The sequence below is a fragment of the Candidatus Megaera polyxenophila genome, assembly GCF_029982035.1.
Taxonomy (GTDB): Bacteria; Pseudomonadota; Alphaproteobacteria; order Rickettsiales; family Rickettsiaceae; genus Megaera; species Megaera polyxenophila.
On sequence record NZ_CP104166.1, the window covers coordinates 1172030 to 1189593 of the forward strand.

20 protein-coding genes and 1 tRNA gene are annotated in these 17564 nt (G+C 34.3%); 10 read left to right on the forward strand and 11 right to left on the reverse strand.

The window, feature by feature from the left end:
- The first annotated feature begins 18 nt into the window (after window positions 1-18).
- The 3 genes from N3Z16_RS06265 (at window position 19) to N3Z16_RS06275 (ending at window position 3042) form a co-directional block, all read left to right on the forward strand.
- Window positions 19-1404: a UDP-N-acetylmuramoyl-tripeptide--D-alanyl-D-alanine ligase gene (locus tag N3Z16_RS06265; protein ID WP_282485828.1), complete on the forward strand. Its 1386-nt coding sequence runs from the start codon at window positions 19-21 to the stop codon at window positions 1402-1404.
- Window positions 1394-2482, forward strand: coding sequence for a phospho-N-acetylmuramoyl-pentapeptide-transferase (gene mraY, locus N3Z16_RS06270; protein WP_223939067.1), 1089 nt, complete (start codon window positions 1394-1396; stop codon window positions 2480-2482). The genes N3Z16_RS06265 and mraY overlap by 11 nt, the downstream gene beginning before the upstream one ends.
- Before the next feature lie 176 nt (window positions 2483-2658).
- Window positions 2659-3042, forward strand: a complete 384-nt coding sequence (locus N3Z16_RS06275; RefSeq protein ID WP_282485819.1) for a hypothetical protein — start codon at window positions 2659-2661, stop codon at window positions 3040-3042.
- A gap of 10 nt (window positions 3043-3052) precedes the next feature.
- Here the strand turns inward: N3Z16_RS06275 and N3Z16_RS06280 are convergent, their stop codons facing one another.
- From N3Z16_RS06280 to N3Z16_RS10995, 7 genes are all read right to left on the reverse strand, one after another.
- Window positions 3053-3457: a hypothetical protein gene (locus tag N3Z16_RS06280; protein WP_282485820.1), complete on the reverse strand. Its 405-nt coding sequence runs from the start codon at window positions 3455-3457 to the stop codon at window positions 3053-3055.
- A gap of 223 nt (window positions 3458-3680) precedes the next feature.
- Window positions 3681-3839, reverse strand: coding sequence for a hypothetical protein (locus tag N3Z16_RS06285; protein ID WP_282485829.1), 159 nt, complete (start codon window positions 3837-3839; stop codon window positions 3681-3683).
- 27 nt (window positions 3840-3866) lie between these two features.
- Window positions 3867-5129 (reverse strand): MFS transporter, encoded by a 1263-nt coding sequence (locus N3Z16_RS06290; RefSeq protein ID WP_282485830.1) that lies wholly within the window; start codon window positions 5127-5129, stop codon window positions 3867-3869.
- The gene (locus N3Z16_RS06295) at window positions 5126-6022 is read right to left on the reverse strand and encodes a DMT family transporter (protein ID WP_282485831.1); all 897 of its coding nucleotides are present in this window, start codon (window positions 6020-6022) and stop codon (window positions 5126-5128) included. The genes N3Z16_RS06290 and N3Z16_RS06295 overlap by 4 nt, the downstream gene beginning before the upstream one ends.
- Window positions 6023-6819: 797 nt before the next feature.
- Entirely contained in the window at window positions 6820-7323 is a 504-nt protein-coding gene (locus N3Z16_RS06300; RefSeq protein ID WP_223939075.1) for a CarD family transcriptional regulator, read from the reverse strand.
- Between the two features lie 84 nt (window positions 7324-7407).
- Window positions 7408-9648, reverse strand: coding sequence for a DNA translocase FtsK (locus N3Z16_RS06305; protein WP_282485832.1), 2241 nt, complete (start codon window positions 9646-9648; stop codon window positions 7408-7410).
- Window positions 9649-9737: 89 nt separating this feature from the next.
- Window positions 9738-10223 carry a non-canonical purine NTP pyrophosphatase gene (locus N3Z16_RS10995; protein ID WP_410519643.1) on the reverse strand — a complete coding sequence of 162 codons (486 nt, stop codon included), beginning with the start codon at window positions 10221-10223 and terminating at the stop codon, window positions 9738-9740.
- Between the two features lie 90 nt (window positions 10224-10313).
- Here N3Z16_RS10995 and N3Z16_RS06310 point away from each other — a divergent pair, with 90 nt between their 5' ends.
- From N3Z16_RS06310 to N3Z16_RS06320, 3 genes are all read left to right on the forward strand, one after another.
- Window positions 10314-10460 (forward strand): hypothetical protein, encoded by a 147-nt coding sequence (locus tag N3Z16_RS06310; RefSeq protein WP_282485833.1) that lies wholly within the window; start codon window positions 10314-10316, stop codon window positions 10458-10460.
- Window positions 10461-10552: 92 nt separating this feature from the next.
- On the forward strand, window positions 10553-10765 hold the full coding sequence (locus tag N3Z16_RS06315) for a hypothetical protein (RefSeq protein ID WP_282485834.1): 213 nt from the start codon (window positions 10553-10555) through the stop codon (window positions 10763-10765).
- Window positions 10766-10988: 223 nt separating this feature from the next.
- Window positions 10989-11393, forward strand: a complete 405-nt coding sequence (locus tag N3Z16_RS06320; protein ID WP_282485820.1) for a hypothetical protein — start codon at window positions 10989-10991, stop codon at window positions 11391-11393.
- Between the two features lie 10 nt (window positions 11394-11403).
- Here the strand turns inward: N3Z16_RS06320 and N3Z16_RS06325 are convergent, their stop codons facing one another.
- Window positions 11404-11670, reverse strand: a complete 267-nt coding sequence (locus N3Z16_RS06325; protein WP_282485836.1) for a hypothetical protein — start codon at window positions 11668-11670, stop codon at window positions 11404-11406.
- 103 nt (window positions 11671-11773) lie between these two features.
- On the opposite strand from N3Z16_RS06325, the gene N3Z16_RS06330 reads away from it, so the two are divergent.
- A complete protein-coding gene (locus N3Z16_RS06330; protein WP_282485819.1) occupies window positions 11774-12157 on the forward strand; it encodes a hypothetical protein in 384 nt (127 codons plus the stop codon).
- A gap of 10 nt (window positions 12158-12167) precedes the next feature.
- Here the strand turns inward: N3Z16_RS06330 and N3Z16_RS06335 are convergent, their stop codons facing one another.
- On the reverse strand, window positions 12168-12572 hold the full coding sequence (locus N3Z16_RS06335) for a hypothetical protein (protein WP_282485820.1): 405 nt from the start codon (window positions 12570-12572) through the stop codon (window positions 12168-12170).
- 337 nt (window positions 12573-12909) lie between these two features.
- Between N3Z16_RS06335 and N3Z16_RS06340 the strand changes: the two genes are divergently transcribed.
- Window positions 12910-13068 carry a hypothetical protein gene (locus N3Z16_RS06340; RefSeq protein ID WP_282485837.1) on the forward strand — a complete coding sequence of 53 codons (159 nt, stop codon included), beginning with the start codon at window positions 12910-12912 and terminating at the stop codon, window positions 13066-13068.
- A 27-nt stretch (window positions 13069-13095) separates the two neighbouring features.
- Here the strand turns inward: N3Z16_RS06340 and N3Z16_RS06345 are convergent.
- A tRNA-Arg gene (locus N3Z16_RS06345) sits at window positions 13096-13172 on the reverse strand.
- A gap of 102 nt (window positions 13173-13274) precedes the next feature.
- Window positions 13275-13472 (reverse strand): Fe-S cluster assembly protein IscX, encoded by a 198-nt coding sequence (locus tag N3Z16_RS06350; protein WP_223939449.1) that lies wholly within the window; start codon window positions 13470-13472, stop codon window positions 13275-13277.
- A gap of 262 nt (window positions 13473-13734) precedes the next feature.
- Between N3Z16_RS06350 and ligA the strand changes: the two genes are divergently transcribed.
- On the forward strand, window positions 13735-15804 hold the full coding sequence (gene ligA, locus N3Z16_RS06355) for an NAD-dependent DNA ligase LigA (RefSeq protein ID WP_282485839.1): 2070 nt from the start codon (window positions 13735-13737) through the stop codon (window positions 15802-15804).
- Window positions 15801-17525 carry an aminopeptidase P family protein gene (locus tag N3Z16_RS06360; protein WP_282485840.1) on the forward strand — a complete coding sequence of 575 codons (1725 nt, stop codon included), beginning with the start codon at window positions 15801-15803 and terminating at the stop codon, window positions 17523-17525. The genes ligA and N3Z16_RS06360 overlap by 4 nt, the downstream gene beginning before the upstream one ends.
- Window positions 17526-17564 lie beyond the last annotated feature (39 nt).

The window sequence follows — 17564 nt, forward strand, 5'->3', positions numbered from 1 at the left end:
TTAATAACTGCGAAAAATATGATTTGGACATCAGAACAAATTGGTCAGGCTCTATCACTTACCCTGTCAACTAATGATAAATTTGGAAAAGTTCAGTTTAATTCCCAAGATATAGAAAAAGGGGATATTTTTATCGCTCTGAAAGGCGGAACAAGGGACGGGCATAAATTTGTTCTTGACGCTTTTGCAAAAGGTGCTGCTTTAGCTATTGTAAGCGAAGACATAAAAAATGCACCAGTAAATAAAATAATAAAAGTAGAAGATACCTTTGAAGCTTTAGAAGGTTTAGCCGAGTACAAAAGGCAAAATTCTAAAGCTCATTTTATCGGCGTTACCGGCAGTGTAGGAAAAACCAGTACCAAGGAAATAATAGGCTTAATCCTTAGTTCTTTCGGTAAAACTTTTGTTAGTAGAGGTAATTTTAATAACCACATCGGTGTACCAATTAATCTAGCTTCTATTGCAGATGATGTTGAATTTGCCGTAATTGAAATGGGAATGAATAAAGCCGGAGAAATTAGCCTTTTAACTAAACAGGTTACACCGGATATAGCTGTAATTACTTCAGTAGCTCCCGTACATCTGGAATTTTTTGATTCTATTGAGAAAATCGCCGATGCAAAATCAGAAATTTTTGAAGGATTAGATATTAATACTGGGATCGCAATACTTAATCGTGATATTTCAACTTATAGAAGATGTATTGAGAATATAGATAGGGCTGGAATTGGCAATATTAAAACTTTTGGTAAATCGCAATTCGCTAATATAAGATTTGTATCTTATTCACTGATAAACCAAAATATGGTTAAATTAACTTATAGTATTTTTCATGAGAAAATAGAATTTGTTATGCCTGCTGTACCAAAGCATATGGCAATTAATTTCGCAGCCGCTCTTTCCGTTGCCTACTGTCTGGGACTTGATATAAATCAGGCAGTAAAAGTTCTCGCGCAATTCAAACCTCAAATGGGAAGGGGATTGATCGTGGATATTAAAAAAGAAGATAAGGAATATTCCATAATAACTGATTACTATAATGCGAGTCCTGAATCCCTGAAAGCAGGCCTTGAGTATTTACATCAATTTAAAAACCCAAAAAAGAGTGCCATATTAGGTGACATGAAGGAGCTTGGTAAGGACGAATTAAAGTTTCATTTCGCCGCTATCCCACAGATTGTTAAATCCGGTGTAAAGAAATTGTTTTTAGTGGGGGATATTATGCCCCAGCTTATACAAGAAATCCCAAAAAATATTTTGGTCTATACCTATAAAAATTCTGAGGAACTAGCTTACGATATTAATAAATACATTGAAAGAGAAGAAATTATTCTAATTAAAGGTTCCAGAGGTGTTCATCTGGAAAAAGTTGCCGAAGCTCTAGGAGTTACAAATGCTTTATAATATATTACTGCCATATGCAAGTCATTGGCATATAGCCAATTTAATGACTTACATTACATTTAGAAGCGGTATGGCAATACTAAGCAGTCTGCTTATAAGTTTTCTAATAGGCTCGAAAATTATTCTGAAATTAAGGACGTTACAAAAACAAGGGCAACCAATTAGGGAAGACGGTCCGGATACTCATTTTGCTAAAGCGGGGACTCCTACAATGGGTGGGTTAATCATTATTAGCTCCATGTTATTTTCTATATTATTATTTTCAGATCTTACAAATCCTTACGTTTGGATAATTATTTTTGTTCTGATAATGTTCGGATTACTTGGTTTTTTAGATGATTATACTAAAGTCAGCAAGTTTAATTACCGTGGTATCACGGGTAAAAAGAAGTTATTTTTTCAATTTGCTGTTAGCCTTATCGCATTTGGAGGTATAAAATATTGCTCCCTCCATTCCCACGCAACGGATTTAGCTGTTCCATTTTTCAAGACTCTCTTAGTCGACCTTGGTTATTTTTATTTTCCTTTTGCAATGTGCGTTATTATCGGTTCTTCTAATGCGGTAAATCTAACTGATGGCCTTGATGGGCTAGCTATTGGTACGCTAACAATAGCGGCTAGTGCTTTTGCTATTATTTCTTATCTAGTAGGTAATTTTACCTATGCAAATTATCTGCAAATTATATATGTCCCACACGTTGGGGAGCTCGCGGTAGTATGTTCTGCAATGGTTGGCAGTGGCCTTGGTTTTTTGTGGTATAACTGCAAACCTGCGGAAGTATTTATGGGGGATACTGGAAGTTTATCTCTTGGAGCAGTTATCGGTACTATTAGCGTTATTACCAAACATGAAATTGTGCTGGCTATAATAGGAGGGGTGTTCGTTATTGAAACGTTATCGGTCATTATACAAGTTTATTATTTTAAAATGACTAAGGGTAAAAGGTTTTTCAAAATGGCCCCTATCCATCATCATTTTGAAAAGAAAGGATGGCCGGAGACTAAAGTGGTCATAAGATTTTGGATTTTAGCAATTGCTTTTGCTTTAATTGGGTTATCATCGCTAAAGTTAAGGTAGTTTCATATGTTTGGCGATAACTTAAAGCGTCCAGTGGTTAAAGGAAATGGTCAGTTTTTATCTATGAACTCATTGCGGGTTTGAATTTTTACGAAATAAAACCATTATAGCCTTGTATTTAAAAGGTTTGTAGATATATTGAGTATTCATTAATTTTATTTAAGTAACCAAATAGAATGAGCAGAATTAGACGATACAACAAGCTTCCTACTGTTTTGAGAGAAGATGAATTTAACGAATTTGTCTTACCGCATCTTAAAAAAGGCACACGTGGTCCAAGTAAAAAGATATCATTTTTCAAATTATTTAATTACATTCTTAAACTCATGCATACTGGTTGCCAATGGGAACAGATACCAATAGACAAAAATAAAGACGGCATGCCAGAAATTCACTATACTAATATCTATAATGCTTTTAAGTTCTGGGTTAAGCACGGATGCTTTGATAAGATTTTCGAAGCTTCGGTGGCAAGGTTATTTAAAGCTGGAATGCTTGATACTGATATATTACATGGTGATGGTACTTGTACTTCTGCTAAAAAAGGGGTGACAACTTAGGGTATAATGGTCATAAACACACTAAAGGAGACAAGGTTGTACCGTTTTGTGATAGAAACTGCAATGTTATTGCGCCTTTTGTTACTGCTCCGGGTAATAGGAATGAAGGAATCCTGCTTACTCCTGCAATATCAAACTTAAAAAAGATTGTAAAACTAATAGGTATAGATCTCAAGGAAAGTACCATGAGCTTAGATGGTGTATATAATTCACGTAAAAATCGTAAAGCAATTTTTAATCTTGGCATGACTCCTAATATGCCAGAGAATAAAAGGAGTCGCAAGAAATCTAAGCGAGGAAGAAAGCAAACTTTTTGCCGGAAAATCTTTAAAGAAAGGTTTAGAACGATAGAGAGAATATTTGCCTGGGAAGATAAATTCAAACGGTTGTTACTGAGATTTGAATTCCACAGCATAAACCATTATGCTCTGAAAACTATAGCCTACAGCATGGTTAACCTGCGGCATTTTTGTGGATAACGGCTAAGCATGGATTAAACAAGGTGCGGATGAAGCTAAAGGGAGAATACTGCCCAAATTGCCAAAAATTAAGCAATTTGATTATAAAATCATCAAAAATTCCAATACAAAAGCTGCAGTTCCAAAATCTTATCGACGAGAATAAAAACCCACCCGTTTTTAAACTATGAAACCAGCAATGAGTTCAATGAATGCATCAGCTTGAGCAACAATTGCTTGTTGCTCAGGGGCAGGAAATTTAATTTTAGGCAATAACTTTTTTATTACTTGCGTTTCGTCTAACAAAACTGCAGTAGTTGCTAAATCTTTGTTTTGCATAGTGATTTGCTTTTACTCTCTATATTTTTAAGTATTTCTTACGAGCGATTGTGATCGATCAACATAAAAATATAGAGCTATCAAACTAAAAACAGCACATACGATTATATAAATTGAGCCTGAACCCATATTGCCGTTTTGTACTAATGATTCCATTATATATGGAGCAGTACCACCAAAAATACTAGTAGCGGTATTATAAGAAACCGAAAGAGCTGTACTTCTGATGTTAGTTGGGTATAACTCAGCCTGTAGAGCCGGTTCTGGTCCGATATATAGCGCAGCTAGAATTGCAATAATAATTTGTGCTATAATAATAGAACTGAAATTGCCGAATTCGAAAGATTCAAGTAAGAATGTGGAAGTTAAAATTATAATTACTAAGTTAATAACAAATATTTTTCTCCTGCCTATTTTATCGGAAAGCCACCCTCCTAAAATAGTTACTATTATCATAATGATATAGCATATATTAACTAAGTTACTTACCTCCTCTTCGCCAAATCCTCTGTGTATTTTTAGATAAGATATCAAATATATTGATTCAACATAGAATATTACTGATCCAGTTCCATTAATAAGAATGGAAATCAACATATCAAACCAGTGATGTTTGAAAGCAAATTTTAAAGGGTGTTGTTCTACTCTACCGTATGACTTGTTCTCAAGAAACAAAGGAGTTTCTGCTGTATGTTTCTTGATATAAATACCAGCGAAGAAAATGAATATACCAATCAAAAATGGCAATCTCCATGCCCAGGAGTTAAATTGTTCTGGGGTGAAAATCGATTTTATTAAATATGAGACTAAAGAACCAAATAGAATACCTACACAAATACTGGACATTGAAAAACTAGAGGTAAAACCTCTGTGACTTTTTTCTGTGTGTTCAATAACGAAAGATATGGATCCTGTTAATGCACCTCCCATGGAAAGGCCCTGAAGCATTCTAACTAATATCATCATACTTGTTGCAGCTATTCCTGCGGTTTCGTAGGTAGGAAGAAAACCTATTGCAGCAGTTGGGAATGCCATACAAATAACCGATGCGCTGAGGGCCGCTCTCCGGCCAAATCTATCACCGATTACTCCAAAAAAAATACCACCTATTGGCCTCATTAAGTAACCAACGGCAAATGCCAAAAAAGCATACAGTAAAGAAATGCTAGGGTCAGTATTGGGAAAGAATTTTTGCCCAATTATTGGTGCGAAATGACCAAATAAAGCATAATCGTACCATTCGAAACTATTAGCAACACTACTTGTTAAAATCAGTTTGTGTTTATTCATTCTTTTTCTCCACGTTCGCTAGTTTGTTTATTAAATTCTCTTTTTTCCGAATAAATAATGAAGAATGTTGAAGGCACTATTATTAAAGCACCGTAAATAGTTGATGTACTTGGAACTTCTCCAAATATTATATAGGCAATTATGGCGGAGGATAATAACTCAAGATATCTGTAAGGAGACACAGCTGTTGCATCTGCATAAGTAAATGCTTTGAGAATGAAAAATAGGATCAAATTACCGCCCATACCTAGAATAAATAATAATGCTAGTTCGTGCATTGTGGGCATAATCCAATTATGAAGAGCAAAAGGTAATGATATTAAAGTTGTTATAGTAGCAGAATAAAAAAGCATACTGATCATTGATTCTTGTATAACGATCCTTTTATTAAAAACATCTAGAATTGCAAAGCATATGGCAGAAGCAACAAATACAAGTACGTTAAGATTAAAATCCTGGGAATGTACATTTAGAGTTACAACAATACCAATAAAAGCAATAATTGTTACTACCCATCTTTGCCAGATGATGCGTTCACTTAAGAAAAAGATTCCAAGAATTAAAACAAAAATGGGTATAGTAAATGTGATAACAGTACCAGTAGTAATAGGCGCTATAGTTACTCCATATGTCCAGCCTGCCATTCCAAGAAATAACAAAACACCCCGAATGCAGTGAACAAAAGGTCTAATAGTTTTTAATGTGTCCATCCCATAGTAAAATATGAATGGAATTAAACTAATTGTTCCAAACATAAACCTAAAGAAAGTAACCTCATAACTGTGAAGCCTAAGGCCTAGATATTTTGAAATTACATCGTTTACCGAGCTAGTAACCAAACTCAATATAAACCATGCCACACCTATTAGGTAAGAGCGTAATTTGGTATTCATAAAACTAAAATTTTTAATTCTGGAGGACCATATATTATTTGCTTTAAATAGTGAAGTGGTTTTTTTTTAATTTTAGGTAAAAGAGTTAAGTATTTGTTCATATTGGTTATTTCCTGCAACATAAATAGGTTGCAAAGTTAAGAAGTATAAGAGAAAGTAGTTCACGCAGTAGTTTCCAAATATTTATGCGTTATATTTTTTGCTAAAGAATTCTGAACCCCGATTGGGAATATACATTCTTTATAGATTATATATTCTGGGCAGGAAATTTATAATTTGCTCAGTTAATATACTGCAATTCCTATACTACTTCAGTTTCTTATTAAAACTTTTATTACTATAAAAAATGGAAGAACTTAATTAATTTTATACTTTTTAGGTTTTGTTAGTAAAGAAAGTTTATAAATAAAGTATTCTAAGGAGTAACGAATAACTATGGAACTATTACAGGCGGTTTTTATGGTTTAAAGCCCTTTGTAATTATTATAATTAGCAACGGATTGGTAAATACAAAACTTACTTCAGATAATTGTAGGGAGAAGACAAAAGTCTCCTTAAGTTATTGTTTATTAATAAAAGCTATTTAGAGTGGTACATACTTTAGCCATTATAAAATTGTATTATAGAGCTAATCCTCACCTTAAGAAAAAACATGTAAAATTTACAGATAGTTAGTAAAAATCAAACTAAAGTTGAAGGAATTTTATCTTTAATGCTGACAATTTTAAATTACTAATCCTAATAAGGATTTATTTTCTTACTAACTAAATAGGTTTTAAAACTTTAAAAATCCGTAACTATGCTGCTAATTTTTCTTTTAGAAGGTCAATTAGTTTAGCAGAGCTTTCAGCTTCTGAAATATTCTCAAGGACAGCTATTTCGGAAGCTAGCCTATTTAAAGCTGACTCATATATTGTCCTTTCACTATATGAACGATCGTTGTCAACATTTTTGTAAAGATCCCTGACAACCTCAGCAATCGCAGATATTTCTCCAGAATTGATTTTGGTTTCATATTCTTGAGCACGCCTACTCCACATCTTGTTACCACGCTTGGGTTTCCCTTGTAGGATTGCATATACTTCATGGATATCGTTTTTATTAATTAGAGTTCTAAGGCCAACTGCAGATGCTCTATTTACAGGAACTCGTAGAATCATTTTGTCTTGAGGAAAAGAAATAACATAAACTTTAAGGCTAATATCGGCAATCATTTGAGCTTCGACGTCAACAATTTCTCCGACTCCGTGGGACGGATATACTACTCTTTCACCTACCTTAAATTCGAGATTTTTAGACATTCACACCTCATTTTTAATAGAATCGATTGCCAAGGATTATATCATATTTATATAAGAAATAAAAGCGCTTAATTAATAAACAAATTAATCCTCTGGTAATAAAACCTCCCTTTTACCGGAGTGGTTAGGGGGGGAAAGGATACCATTTTTTTCCATCTCTTCAACAATACTTGCAGCACGATTATACCCAATTCGAAGGGATCTTTGGATATAACTGATTGAAGCTTTCTTTTCATTCCTGACAATATTTAATGCTTGCTTATACATATTGTCATTATCTGATTCACCTAGTTCATCAGCAGCAAAATCCTCTTCAGATTCAGTAACTGCAGAAATATATTCAGGAACACCAGTACTTCTGAGGAAAGATGTTACCTTTTCTACCTCCTTGTCATCAACAAAAGGTCCGTGGACACGAAGTATTCTAGCGCTATTGCCCATATACAGCATATCTCCCATCCCGAGTAATTGTTCAGCTCCCTGTTCACCTAGAATTGTTCTACTGTCGATTTTTGAAGTTACTTTGAAACTAATTCTGCTTGGAAAGTTAGCTTTTATTACGCCAGTAATTACATCTACCGATGGTCTTTGAGTTGCCATAATAATGTGAATACCAGCAGCCCGTGCCATCTGGGCTAAACGCTGAATAGAAGTTTCGATATCTTTCCCGGCAACAAGCATTAGGTCAGCCATTTCATCAACTATTACTACTATAAACGGCATTTTTTGCATATCAATGGGCACAGATTCAAAAACTGGTTTCCCTGTTTCCGGGTCAAAACCAGTTTGTACTCTTCGTTCCAGTACTTTGCCTTCTTTTACCGCTTCCAGAATTTTTGCATTAAAATTAGCAATATTTCTAACTCCTAAATGAGACATTAAACGATATCTATTTTCCATTTCTTTAACAGCCCATTTAAGCGCTACTACTGCCTTTCCGGGTTCAGTAACAACAGGGGTCATAAGGTGAGGTATATTATCATAAGAAGATAATTCAAGCATTTTAGGATCAATCATTATCATTCTACATTCGGCGGGAGTGTATTTATAAAGTAAGGACATTATCATAGCGTTAATAGCAACCGATTTACCCGAACCGGTTGTTCCCGCTACAAGCAGGTGAGGCATTTTGGCCAGATCAGCTACTAAAGGCCGGCCGCTAAGATCCTTGCCAAGAATAATAGGTAATATTACGTTCTGATCCTGGAATTCTTCTGTTTCAACTAGCTCCTTTAAACGAAAAAACATACGCTGTTTATTAGGCAGCTCAATACCCAGAGCGTTTCTGCCTGGTATAACTGCAATACGGGTAGAATGAGCCGATAATGAACGGGCGATATCATCGGACAATCCTATTACTCTTGATGATTTAGTACCGGCTGCCGGTTCAAATTCATACATCGTTACTACCGGACCTTGTCTTATATCTATAACTTTTCCTTTGACGCCGAAATCACCGAGAACAGCTAAAAGTTCCTCAGCCTTGGCTTCTAATTCCGTAGGTGATTGGAATTTAATGTTATGGTTACTTGCTTCATCTAATAAGTCCACAGGGGGTAAAACACCTGCATCTTGTTCTATACGCTGAACCTCACTCTTTATAGGACTCGGTATTACTTGGAGTTTGTCCCCAATAATTGGTATTACACGGCTAACTTCAGGGCTACTACCGTTCCCGGTAATGATAGGTTCTTTAATAATTTTTGACGGGATTTTAGCAGGATTAGCTAATTTAATTTTATTGAAAGAAAATTTTGGAATTTTTACTAGTGCCGTTATTTTAACCCACAAGCTTTTTAAATAGAGAGTGAATTTAACATAAGAAGTAAATTTGATGCCAAGTGCTAATATTAAGAATAATGTTGAAAGTAAGAAGGTAGCTGGAATTATTAATTGTTGAAATTCAGCTAAATCTAAATATTTAATACTCATGTTAAACAAGTAAATTCCAAATGCCCCGCCTCCATTTGCCGGAAGATAACTTATTTTGAGGCCACTTAAAGCCACCGAAATACAAGATATAGCCATTATTAATGAAATGATCTTTAAACTTTTCCAGCTTAATATTTCATTCTTGTAAATTAGATAAGACCAGACAATAAATGACAATGGAATAATAAAAGATGCAACTCCAAAAAGTTGATAAAATATATCAGCTAGATAAGAACCAAAATAACCTAGTAAGTTCGTTGGTTCATTTAACGTAGAAAGATTTAGCGATGGATCAGTATCACTATAAGAACCAAGAGAAAGAAGCAGTAACACTGCCAGGAATAATAGGGTAGTAGCCCTTACTTTACTGTATAAAAATATTTTTTTTAGCATGCACACTAATTATTACATAAATGTGCTATATTTATACCATTTATAAACGCTAAAGAAAATAACAAATTCAGCAATAATCCCTTAAGCTATTAGTGTTGAAAAAGCTTTTCAATGCTAATAACTAATCTTTTTATAGCTTTAGACCGATGGCTAACCTGATTTTTTATTTTTATCCCTAGTTCTGCTAAAGTTTCAGTATAACCTTCGGGAATAAAAATTGGATCAAAACCAAAACCTTCAGCCCCCCTAGCTGGAAAGGTTATATAACCATAGCTTTGTGCTTCAGAAACTATAAAATTTCTTGTTTCCGGCAGGTATAAACATATCGCCGTTTGAAAATATGCTTTGTGGGTATCATAGTTAGGAAGGAGTTTTTCTAATTCAGCAAATGCGTTATTTAAGCTGCCGCATTTTTCTAGGAAATTTTTAGTCTTGACCCCGGGGAAACCATTTAAGGCCTCTATGCATAAACCGGAATCATCACAAATGGTAGGTAGTTTTGTATGTTCAACATAATACAGTGCTTTGTGCTTTGCATTTTCTAAAAAACTATCGAACTCATTGCGGGTTTGAATTTTTACGAAATAAAACCATTATAGCCTTGTATTTAAAAGGTTTGTAGATATATTGAGTATTCATTAATTTTATTTAAGTAACCAAATAGAATGAGCAGAATTAGACGATACAACAAGCTTCCTACTGTTTTGAGAGAAGATGAATTTAACGAATTTGTCTTACCGCATCTTAAAAAAGGCACACGTGGTCCAAGTAAAAAGATATCATTTTTCAAATTGAACTCATTGCGGGTTTGAATTTTTACGAAATAAAACCATTATAGCCTTGTATTTAAAAGGTTTGTAGATATATTGAGTATTCATTAATTTTATTTAAGTAACCAAATAGAATGAGCAGAATTAGACGATACAACAAGCTTCCTACTGTTTTGAGAGAAGATGAATTTAACGAATTTGTCTTACCGCATCTTAAAAAAGGCACACGTGGTCCAAGTAAAAAGATATCATTTTTCAAATTATTTAATTACATTCTTAAACTCATGCATACTGGTTGCCAATGGGAACAGATACCAATAGAACTCATTGCTGGTTTCATAGTTTAAAAACGGGTGGGTTTTTATTCTCGTCGATAAGATTTTGGAACTGCAGCTTTTGTATTGGAATTTTTGATGATTTTATAATCAAATTGCTTAATTTTTGGCAATTTGGGCAGTATTCTCCCTTTAGCTTCATCCGCACCTTGTTTAATCCATGCTTAGCCGTTATCCACAAAAATGCCGCAGGTTAACCATGCTGTAGGCTATAGTTTTCAGAGCATAATGGTTTATGCTGTGGAATTCAAATCTCAGTAACAACCGTTTGAATTTATCTTCCCAGGCAAATATTCTCTCTATCGTTCTAAACCTTTCTTTAAAGATTTTCCGGCAAAAAGTTTGCTTTCTTCCTCGCTTAGATTTCTTGCGACTCCTTTTATTCTCTGGCATATTAGGAGTCATGCCAAGATTAAAAATTGCTTTACGATTTTTACGTGAATTATATACACCATCTAAGCTCATGGTACTTTCCTTGAGATCTATACCTATTAGTTTTACAATCTTTTTTAAGTTTGATATTGCAGGAGTAAGCAGGATTCCTTCATTCCTATTACCCGGAGCAGTAACAAAAGGCGCAATAACATTGCAGTTTCTATCACAAAACGGTACAACCTTGTCTCCTTTAGTGTGTTTATGACCATTATACCCTAAGTTGTCACCCCTTTTTTAGCAGAAGTACAAGTACCATCACCATGTAATATATCAGTATCAAGCATTCCAGCTTTAAATAACCTTGCCACCGAAGCTTCGAAAATCTTATCAAAGCATCCGTGCTTAACCCAGAACTTAAAAGCATTATAGATATTAGTATAGTGAATTTCTGGCATGCCGTCTTTATTTTTGTCTATTGGTATCTGTTCCCATTGGCAACCAGTATGCATGAGTTTAAGAATGTAATTAAATAATGAACTCATTGCGGGTTTGAATTTTTACGAAATAAAACCATTATAGCCTTGTATTTAAAAGGTTTGTAGATATATTGAGTATTCATTAATTTTATTTAAGTAACCAAATAGAATGAGCAGAATTAGACGATACAACAAGCTTCCTACTGTTTTGAGAGAAGATGAATTTAACGAATTTGTCTTACCGCATCTTAAAAAAGGCACACGTGGTCCAAGTAAAAAGATATCATTTTTCAAATTATTTAATTACATTCTTAAACTCATGCATACTGGTTGCCAATGGGAACAGATACCAATAGACAAAAATAAAGACGGCATGCCAGAAATTCACTATACTAATATCTATAATGCTTTTAAGTTCTGGGTTAAGCACGGATGCTTTGATAAGATTTTCGAAGCTTCGGTGGCAAGGTTATTTAAAGCTGGAATGCTTGATACTGATATATTACATGGTGATGGTACTTGTACTTCTGCTAAAAAAGGGGTGACAACTTAGGGTATAATGGTCATAAACACACTAAAGGAGACAAGGTTGTACCGTTTTGTGATAGAAACTGCAATGTTATTGCGCCTTTTGTTACTGCTCCGGGTAATAGGAATGAAGGAATCCTGCTTACTCCTGCAATATCAAACTTAAAAAAGATTGTAAAACTAATAGGTATAGATCTCAAGGAAAGTACCATGAGCTTAGATGGTGTATATAATTCACGTAAAAATCGTAAAGCAATTTTTAATCTTGGCATGACTCCTAATATGCCAGAGAATAAAAGGAGTCGCAAGAAATCTAAGCGAGGAAGAAAGCAAACTTTTTGCCGGAAAATCTTTAAAGAAAGGTTTAGAACGATAGAGAGAATATTTGCCTGGGAAGATAAATTCAAACGGTTGTTACTGAGATTTGAATTCCACAGCATAAACCATTATGCTCTGAAAACTATAGCCTACAGCATGGTTAACCTGCGGCATTTTTGTGGATAACGGCTAAGCATGGATTAAACAAGGTGCGGATGAAGCTAAAGGGAGAATACTGCCCAAATTGCCAAAAATTAAGCAATTTGATTATAAAATCATCAAAAATTCCAATACAAAAGCTGCAGTTCCAAAATCTTATCGACGAGAATAAAAACCCACCCGTTTTTAAACTATGAAACCAGCAATGAGTTCTTAGATAATTCTTTTTTTGATACTACGGTTTGGCAGGAGGTCACAGATTTCATAAAGAAGTACGTAGCTCCTAAAGCAGATAAATATTTGTCTATAAGAGAGAAGATTCAATGCTTTATGGAAAATCCAGGGAGAGATACGCACGACCAAACTATCTTGAGTAATATCATAATGGGATACATAGATATTGATGGAATTGTGGAAAGCTCTGCTATTCAATCAATAGACGCACTAGGGGATACCTAAAATTAAGTAATAAGATTTTTAAATATATGGTGGGATCGAGAGGATTCGAACCTCCGACCTAGTGATTAGGAATCACTTGCTCTATCCTGCTGAGCTACGACCCCGTGGTCAATAAATCAAAATATCAAAATAGATAAGGTTATATCTTAAAAAAATTTTTATACAAGAAAATTAAAGGAAATGAATTTTGATGATAACCAGTCCAATTAACCTCTAAGCTCCAGCCAGTATTCCATAATCCGCTTTAGATGGTCATCATCAACTTCAACGTCATGGTCTTCAAAATCGTTTAAAGACATTACCATTTCTTTTAAATAAGCCAAATCATTTTCATTAGGGATTTCTTCTTCTGAATAAGTTTCTTCTAAATTTTTAGCTATTTCTTCAATATTATTCCAATTCATTACTGTTCCTAGATAATTAAATAGGTTGTTACTTAAATTACCTATTTAAACGTAACTGACCTTAAAGAGAACATTAGGTTATATTACCAATGGCAATATGCCAACAAAGTGAGGTTATTATGCAACAGCTATATGTATTTGTAATTGGAGGTAGTTCTGATTGCGAAATAAAAGAGGATTTTAGTACCCGGGATACATAACCCTTGCAACTGCTGAAGATTTTGCTAAAACTGTTCTATATATTAGCCTTAAGAGGACAAAAATGGATATCCAGAGGATTACCCAAGAACAAGCTAGAGAACTTATTAAGAAACTCTCACAAGAAATAAAAGAGTATAACATTGCTTACTACCAAGAAAATGCTCCTAAGATTTCAGATGCAGAATATGACCAGCTGTTTTTTACTCTTAAAAATTTAGAAGAAGAATTTCCTGAGTATTTAACAGATGATAGCCCAACTCAAAATGTTGGCAGCCACATGTTGGATAAATTTGAAAAGCACGAACATAAAACCCCAATGCTATCTTTAGCGAATGGTTTTGAGATTGATGATATTGCTGATTTTATTGACCGAACCAAAAGATTCTTACATACAGATGATTTTCCTGAAATATTTTGCGAACCCAAAATTGATGGGGTTTCTTTTTCTGCTACCTATATAAACGGTAAACTTACGACTGGTGCTACCAGAGGTGATGGATATATTGGAGAGGATATTACCGCTAATATTAAAACTATTAAAAATTTTCCCCATAAAATTACTAATGCTCCCGAATTTTTAGAAATCAGAGGAGAAATATTTATCGAGAAAGAAGATTTTATAAAGCTTAATCTACAGCAGGAATTGCAAGGAAAGCAGATTTTTGCTAATCCAAGAAATTCAGCTTCAGGTTCTCTGCGCCAGTTAGATTCAAACATAGCACTCTCAAGGCCGCTGAAATATTTTACTTATGGTATTGGCTATTCAAACATGAAATTTGCCGATACCCAAGAAAAACTACTATTAGTCTTGGCTAATTTTGGATTCCAAACAAATAAAATTGGCAAATTGGTAAATTCACTTGAGGAATTAAACACTTTTTATGAAAACCTTCTAGTAACAAGAAATACTCTTGCTTATGAAATTGACGGAGTGGTGTATAAGGTTAATAATTTTGAATTACAAGAGCGGTTAGGGTTTATTGCCCGCAGCCCCAGATTTGCTATAGCTCATAAATTTCCGGCTATAATTGCTGAAACAAAATTATGCGGTATTACTGTTCAGGTAGGTAGAACAGGAGTTCTAACGCCAGTTGCAGAATTAGAGCCTATAAAAATTGGCGGAGTTACTGTAGCCCGGGCCACTTTACATAATTTCGCTGAAATAAAACGGTTAGATATAAGAATCGGTGATACAGTTTTATTACATAGAGCTGGCGATGTTATACCTAAAGTAAATAAAGTAAATTTATCCAAACGTACCGGCTCAGAAAAAATAGTTTCCTTACCGACTAATTGCCCTTCTTGTAATTCTCTTCTCCATATTTTACCTGATGATGTGATAATTCGCTGTGATAATGGCCTTAGTTGCCCAATACAGCTAGTACGGTCAATTATTCATTTTGCAAGCAAAGATGCTCTCGATATTGATGGACTGGGGGCAAAACAGATAGAATTCCTCCAAGCTTTTGGGTTCATTAATAACCCAGTTGATATATTTTTTCTCGAAGCTAAAAACACCCAAAGTCTTGCAAAACTTGAAAATATGAGCGGTTGGGGAGCGAGATCAGTAGAGAATCTGTTTAATAGCATTAAAGAGGCTAAGCGTACGACTCTAGCCAGATTTATCTACTCGTTAGGTATAAAACAAATTGGCCAATCTAATGCTAAAATACTGGCAAAAGAATTTGGAAGTGTGAAAAATTTTATCAATTCTATGTTGCTGCTTGCAGAAGGGGATGAGAAGAAATATTTTCAGCTAAGAAGTTTAGAAGGTTTTGCTGATAAAACAGTTGCGGATATAAAAAACTTTTTCTCTTGTAAGCAGAATGTGGGTACTATTAATCAACTGGCTAACATCCTTATCATTGAGGATTATGAAAATAATACAATCCCTTCTTTTATTACAGGGCTGAACGTTATTTTTACCGGTACTTTAAATTCTATTTCCAGGAATGAAGCTAAAGCAAAAGCTGAAAAATTAGGGGCAAAAATTGTCAGCAGCGTTTCTGCTAATACCGATTTGGTGATTGCTGGGGAAAAAGCCGGAAGCAAATTAAAAAAAGCCGAGGAGCTTAGTATTAAAGTTATTTCCGAGAAGGAATGGTTAGAGATAATTAAGGGGGTAATATGACTAATGTAACCAAAACGAAATTGCATCAGGTGAGGTTGTTATTTCCAGAAAATCAAATTAATGGTTATATTATTTCTACCAAAGATGAGTATTTATCCGAATATCCTCCCGCTTATGCAAAAAGACTGGAATATTTAACTGGTTTTAGCGGATCAAATGGTCTAGCGGTTATTCTAGAAAATACTGTTTTATTTTTTACGGACGGTAGGTATTTAACACAATGCTCAAAAGAGCTAGATAGACATTCATTTCAAATTTTTGATCAAAAACAACTGATCGATTTTTCATGGCAAAATTGCGCAAGGCCGGGTGATATAATAGGTTATGATCCTGCAATTTTTACATGTAATGCGCTTCTACCTTTTAAAAAGCTTAATTTAAAGGCAGTTCAGGGAAACTTAATTGATAAAATATGGGAGGACAGGCCATCAAAGCCAAATTCTAAAATTTATAATTATGATGTTAGTTTTGCAGGGGAGGAAAGGGCAGAAAAAATTGCCAAATGCCGCAATTTTTTAGATACCCATGGGGGAGAAGCTTTAGTAATAACTAATCCAGAAATATTGTGCTGGTTGTTTAATATCAGAGCTGCAGATATAGAATTTTCACCTCTGTTGCTAGCTAATGCCTGTATTACGAAAGAAAATTCTTACTTATTTACGGATATTACTCGAATCCACGGCGATTTGAAGGAAATTACTATTATGTCTGAAAGTTCTTTCGTTCAAATAATCCAACAGCAACAGGGAAAAATATTATTTGATGATAGTTTATGTTCGAAATATATCTCGGATATAATAAAACAGAAAGAATATCAAAATGTAGTGAATCCATGTCTTTTATGGAAAGCATGCAAAAATTCCGTAGAAATTGATAAAATGGTAGCAGCCCACGTTCAAGACGGCATAGCTGTCGTCGAATTTTTATCTTTTTTGGCAAATAACGATTTAAGTAATTACTCCGAATATGATCTTGGTTTTAAACTTAAGAAATTTCGAAGTAAAGGTTATAATTATGTAACTGATAGTTTTCCGGCAATTATAGGGTTTAAGGAAAATGGAGCTATTATTCATTATAGAGCCAGTCAAAATTCTGCAAAGAAAATTGCGGGTGACGGTTTACTATTAATTGACTCTGGAGGGCAATATCTCGGAGCAACAACAGATATCACTAGGGTAGCGGTTATTGGTAGATCTGAGCAGAAACATCGGGAATATTATACTAAAATATTAAAAGGTCACTTAAACCTTGCCATGATAAAATTTCCAAAAGAATCGGTAACAGGTGCGAATCTTGATATTCTGGCCAGGCAATTTTTATGGCAAGATGGAGATGATTATCCACATGGTACCGGTCATGGAGTTGGTAGTTTTTTAAGTGTTCACGAAGGACCACAAAATGTCAGTTTAAATAGCTATGGTACAAAGTTAGTAGCTGGAATGGTTATCTCGAATGAACCAGGTTTTTATCAGCCAGGTGAATTTGGGATTAGAATAGAAAATATGATGTATGTTAAGGAAACGACCAATTCCGACTTTCTGGAATTTGGGATGTTAACTTTAGTTCCTTACGAGAAAAGTCTTATAGATAAGGATTTGCTTGCTAAAAATGAATTAAATTATCTAGTTAATTATTACAAATTAATAGAGGGCAAAATCATGCCACATTTATCAGAACAGGGAAAAAAATGGCTTCAAATCCAATTGCAATTGGTTCTCTGAAATTTAATTCTTAAACTAAGAACTCATTGCGGGTTTGAA

Coding starts and splice junctions, on each gene's coding strand:
- N3Z16_RS06305 (WP_282485832.1), bottom strand. CDS start 9,648: ATGCTAAAAAAAATATTTTTATACAGTAAAGTAAGGGCTACTACCCTA.
- N3Z16_RS06265 (WP_282485828.1), top strand. CDS start 19: ATGATTTGGACATCAGAACAAATTGGTCAGGCTCTATCACTTACCCTG.
- mraY (WP_223939067.1), top strand. CDS start 1,394: ATGCTTTATAATATATTACTGCCATATGCAAGTCATTGGCATATAGCC.
- N3Z16_RS06300 (WP_223939075.1), bottom strand. CDS start 7,323: ATGTCTAAAAATCTCGAATTTAAGGTAGGTGAAAGAGTAGTATATCCG.
- N3Z16_RS06315 (WP_282485834.1), top strand. CDS start 10,553: ATGAGCAGAATTAGACGATACAACAAGCTTCCTACTGTTTTGAGAGAA.
- N3Z16_RS06325 (WP_282485836.1), bottom strand. CDS start 11,670: ATGAGTTCATTATTTAATTACATTCTTAAACTCATGCATACTGGTTGC.
- N3Z16_RS06285 (WP_282485829.1), bottom strand. CDS start 3,839: ATGCAAAACAAAGATTTAGCAACTACTGCAGTTTTGTTAGACGAAACG.
- N3Z16_RS06280 (WP_282485820.1), bottom strand. CDS start 3,457: ATGCTGTGGAATTCAAATCTCAGTAACAACCGTTTGAATTTATCTTCC.
- N3Z16_RS06330 (WP_282485819.1), top strand. CDS start 11,774: ATGAGCAGAATTAGACGATACAACAAGCTTCCTACTGTTTTGAGAGAA.
- N3Z16_RS06290 (WP_282485830.1), bottom strand. CDS start 5,129: ATGAATAAACACAAACTGATTTTAACAAGTAGTGTTGCTAATAGTTTC.
- N3Z16_RS06360 (WP_282485840.1), top strand. CDS start 15,801: ATGACTAATGTAACCAAAACGAAATTGCATCAGGTGAGGTTGTTATTT.
- N3Z16_RS06275 (WP_282485819.1), top strand. CDS start 2,659: ATGAGCAGAATTAGACGATACAACAAGCTTCCTACTGTTTTGAGAGAA.
- N3Z16_RS06335 (WP_282485820.1), bottom strand. CDS start 12,572: ATGCTGTGGAATTCAAATCTCAGTAACAACCGTTTGAATTTATCTTCC.
- N3Z16_RS06320 (WP_282485820.1), top strand. CDS start 10,989: ATGCTGTGGAATTCAAATCTCAGTAACAACCGTTTGAATTTATCTTCC.
- N3Z16_RS06295 (WP_282485831.1), bottom strand. CDS start 6,022: ATGAATACCAAATTACGCTCTTACCTAATAGGTGTGGCATGGTTTATA.
- N3Z16_RS06310 (WP_282485833.1), top strand. CDS start 10,314: ATGAGCAGAATTAGACGATACAACAAGCTTCCTACTGTTTTGAGAGAA.
- ligA (WP_282485839.1), top strand. CDS start 13,735: ATGGATATCCAGAGGATTACCCAAGAACAAGCTAGAGAACTTATTAAG.
- N3Z16_RS06350 (WP_223939449.1), bottom strand. CDS start 13,472: ATGAATTGGAATAATATTGAAGAAATAGCTAAAAATTTAGAAGAAACT.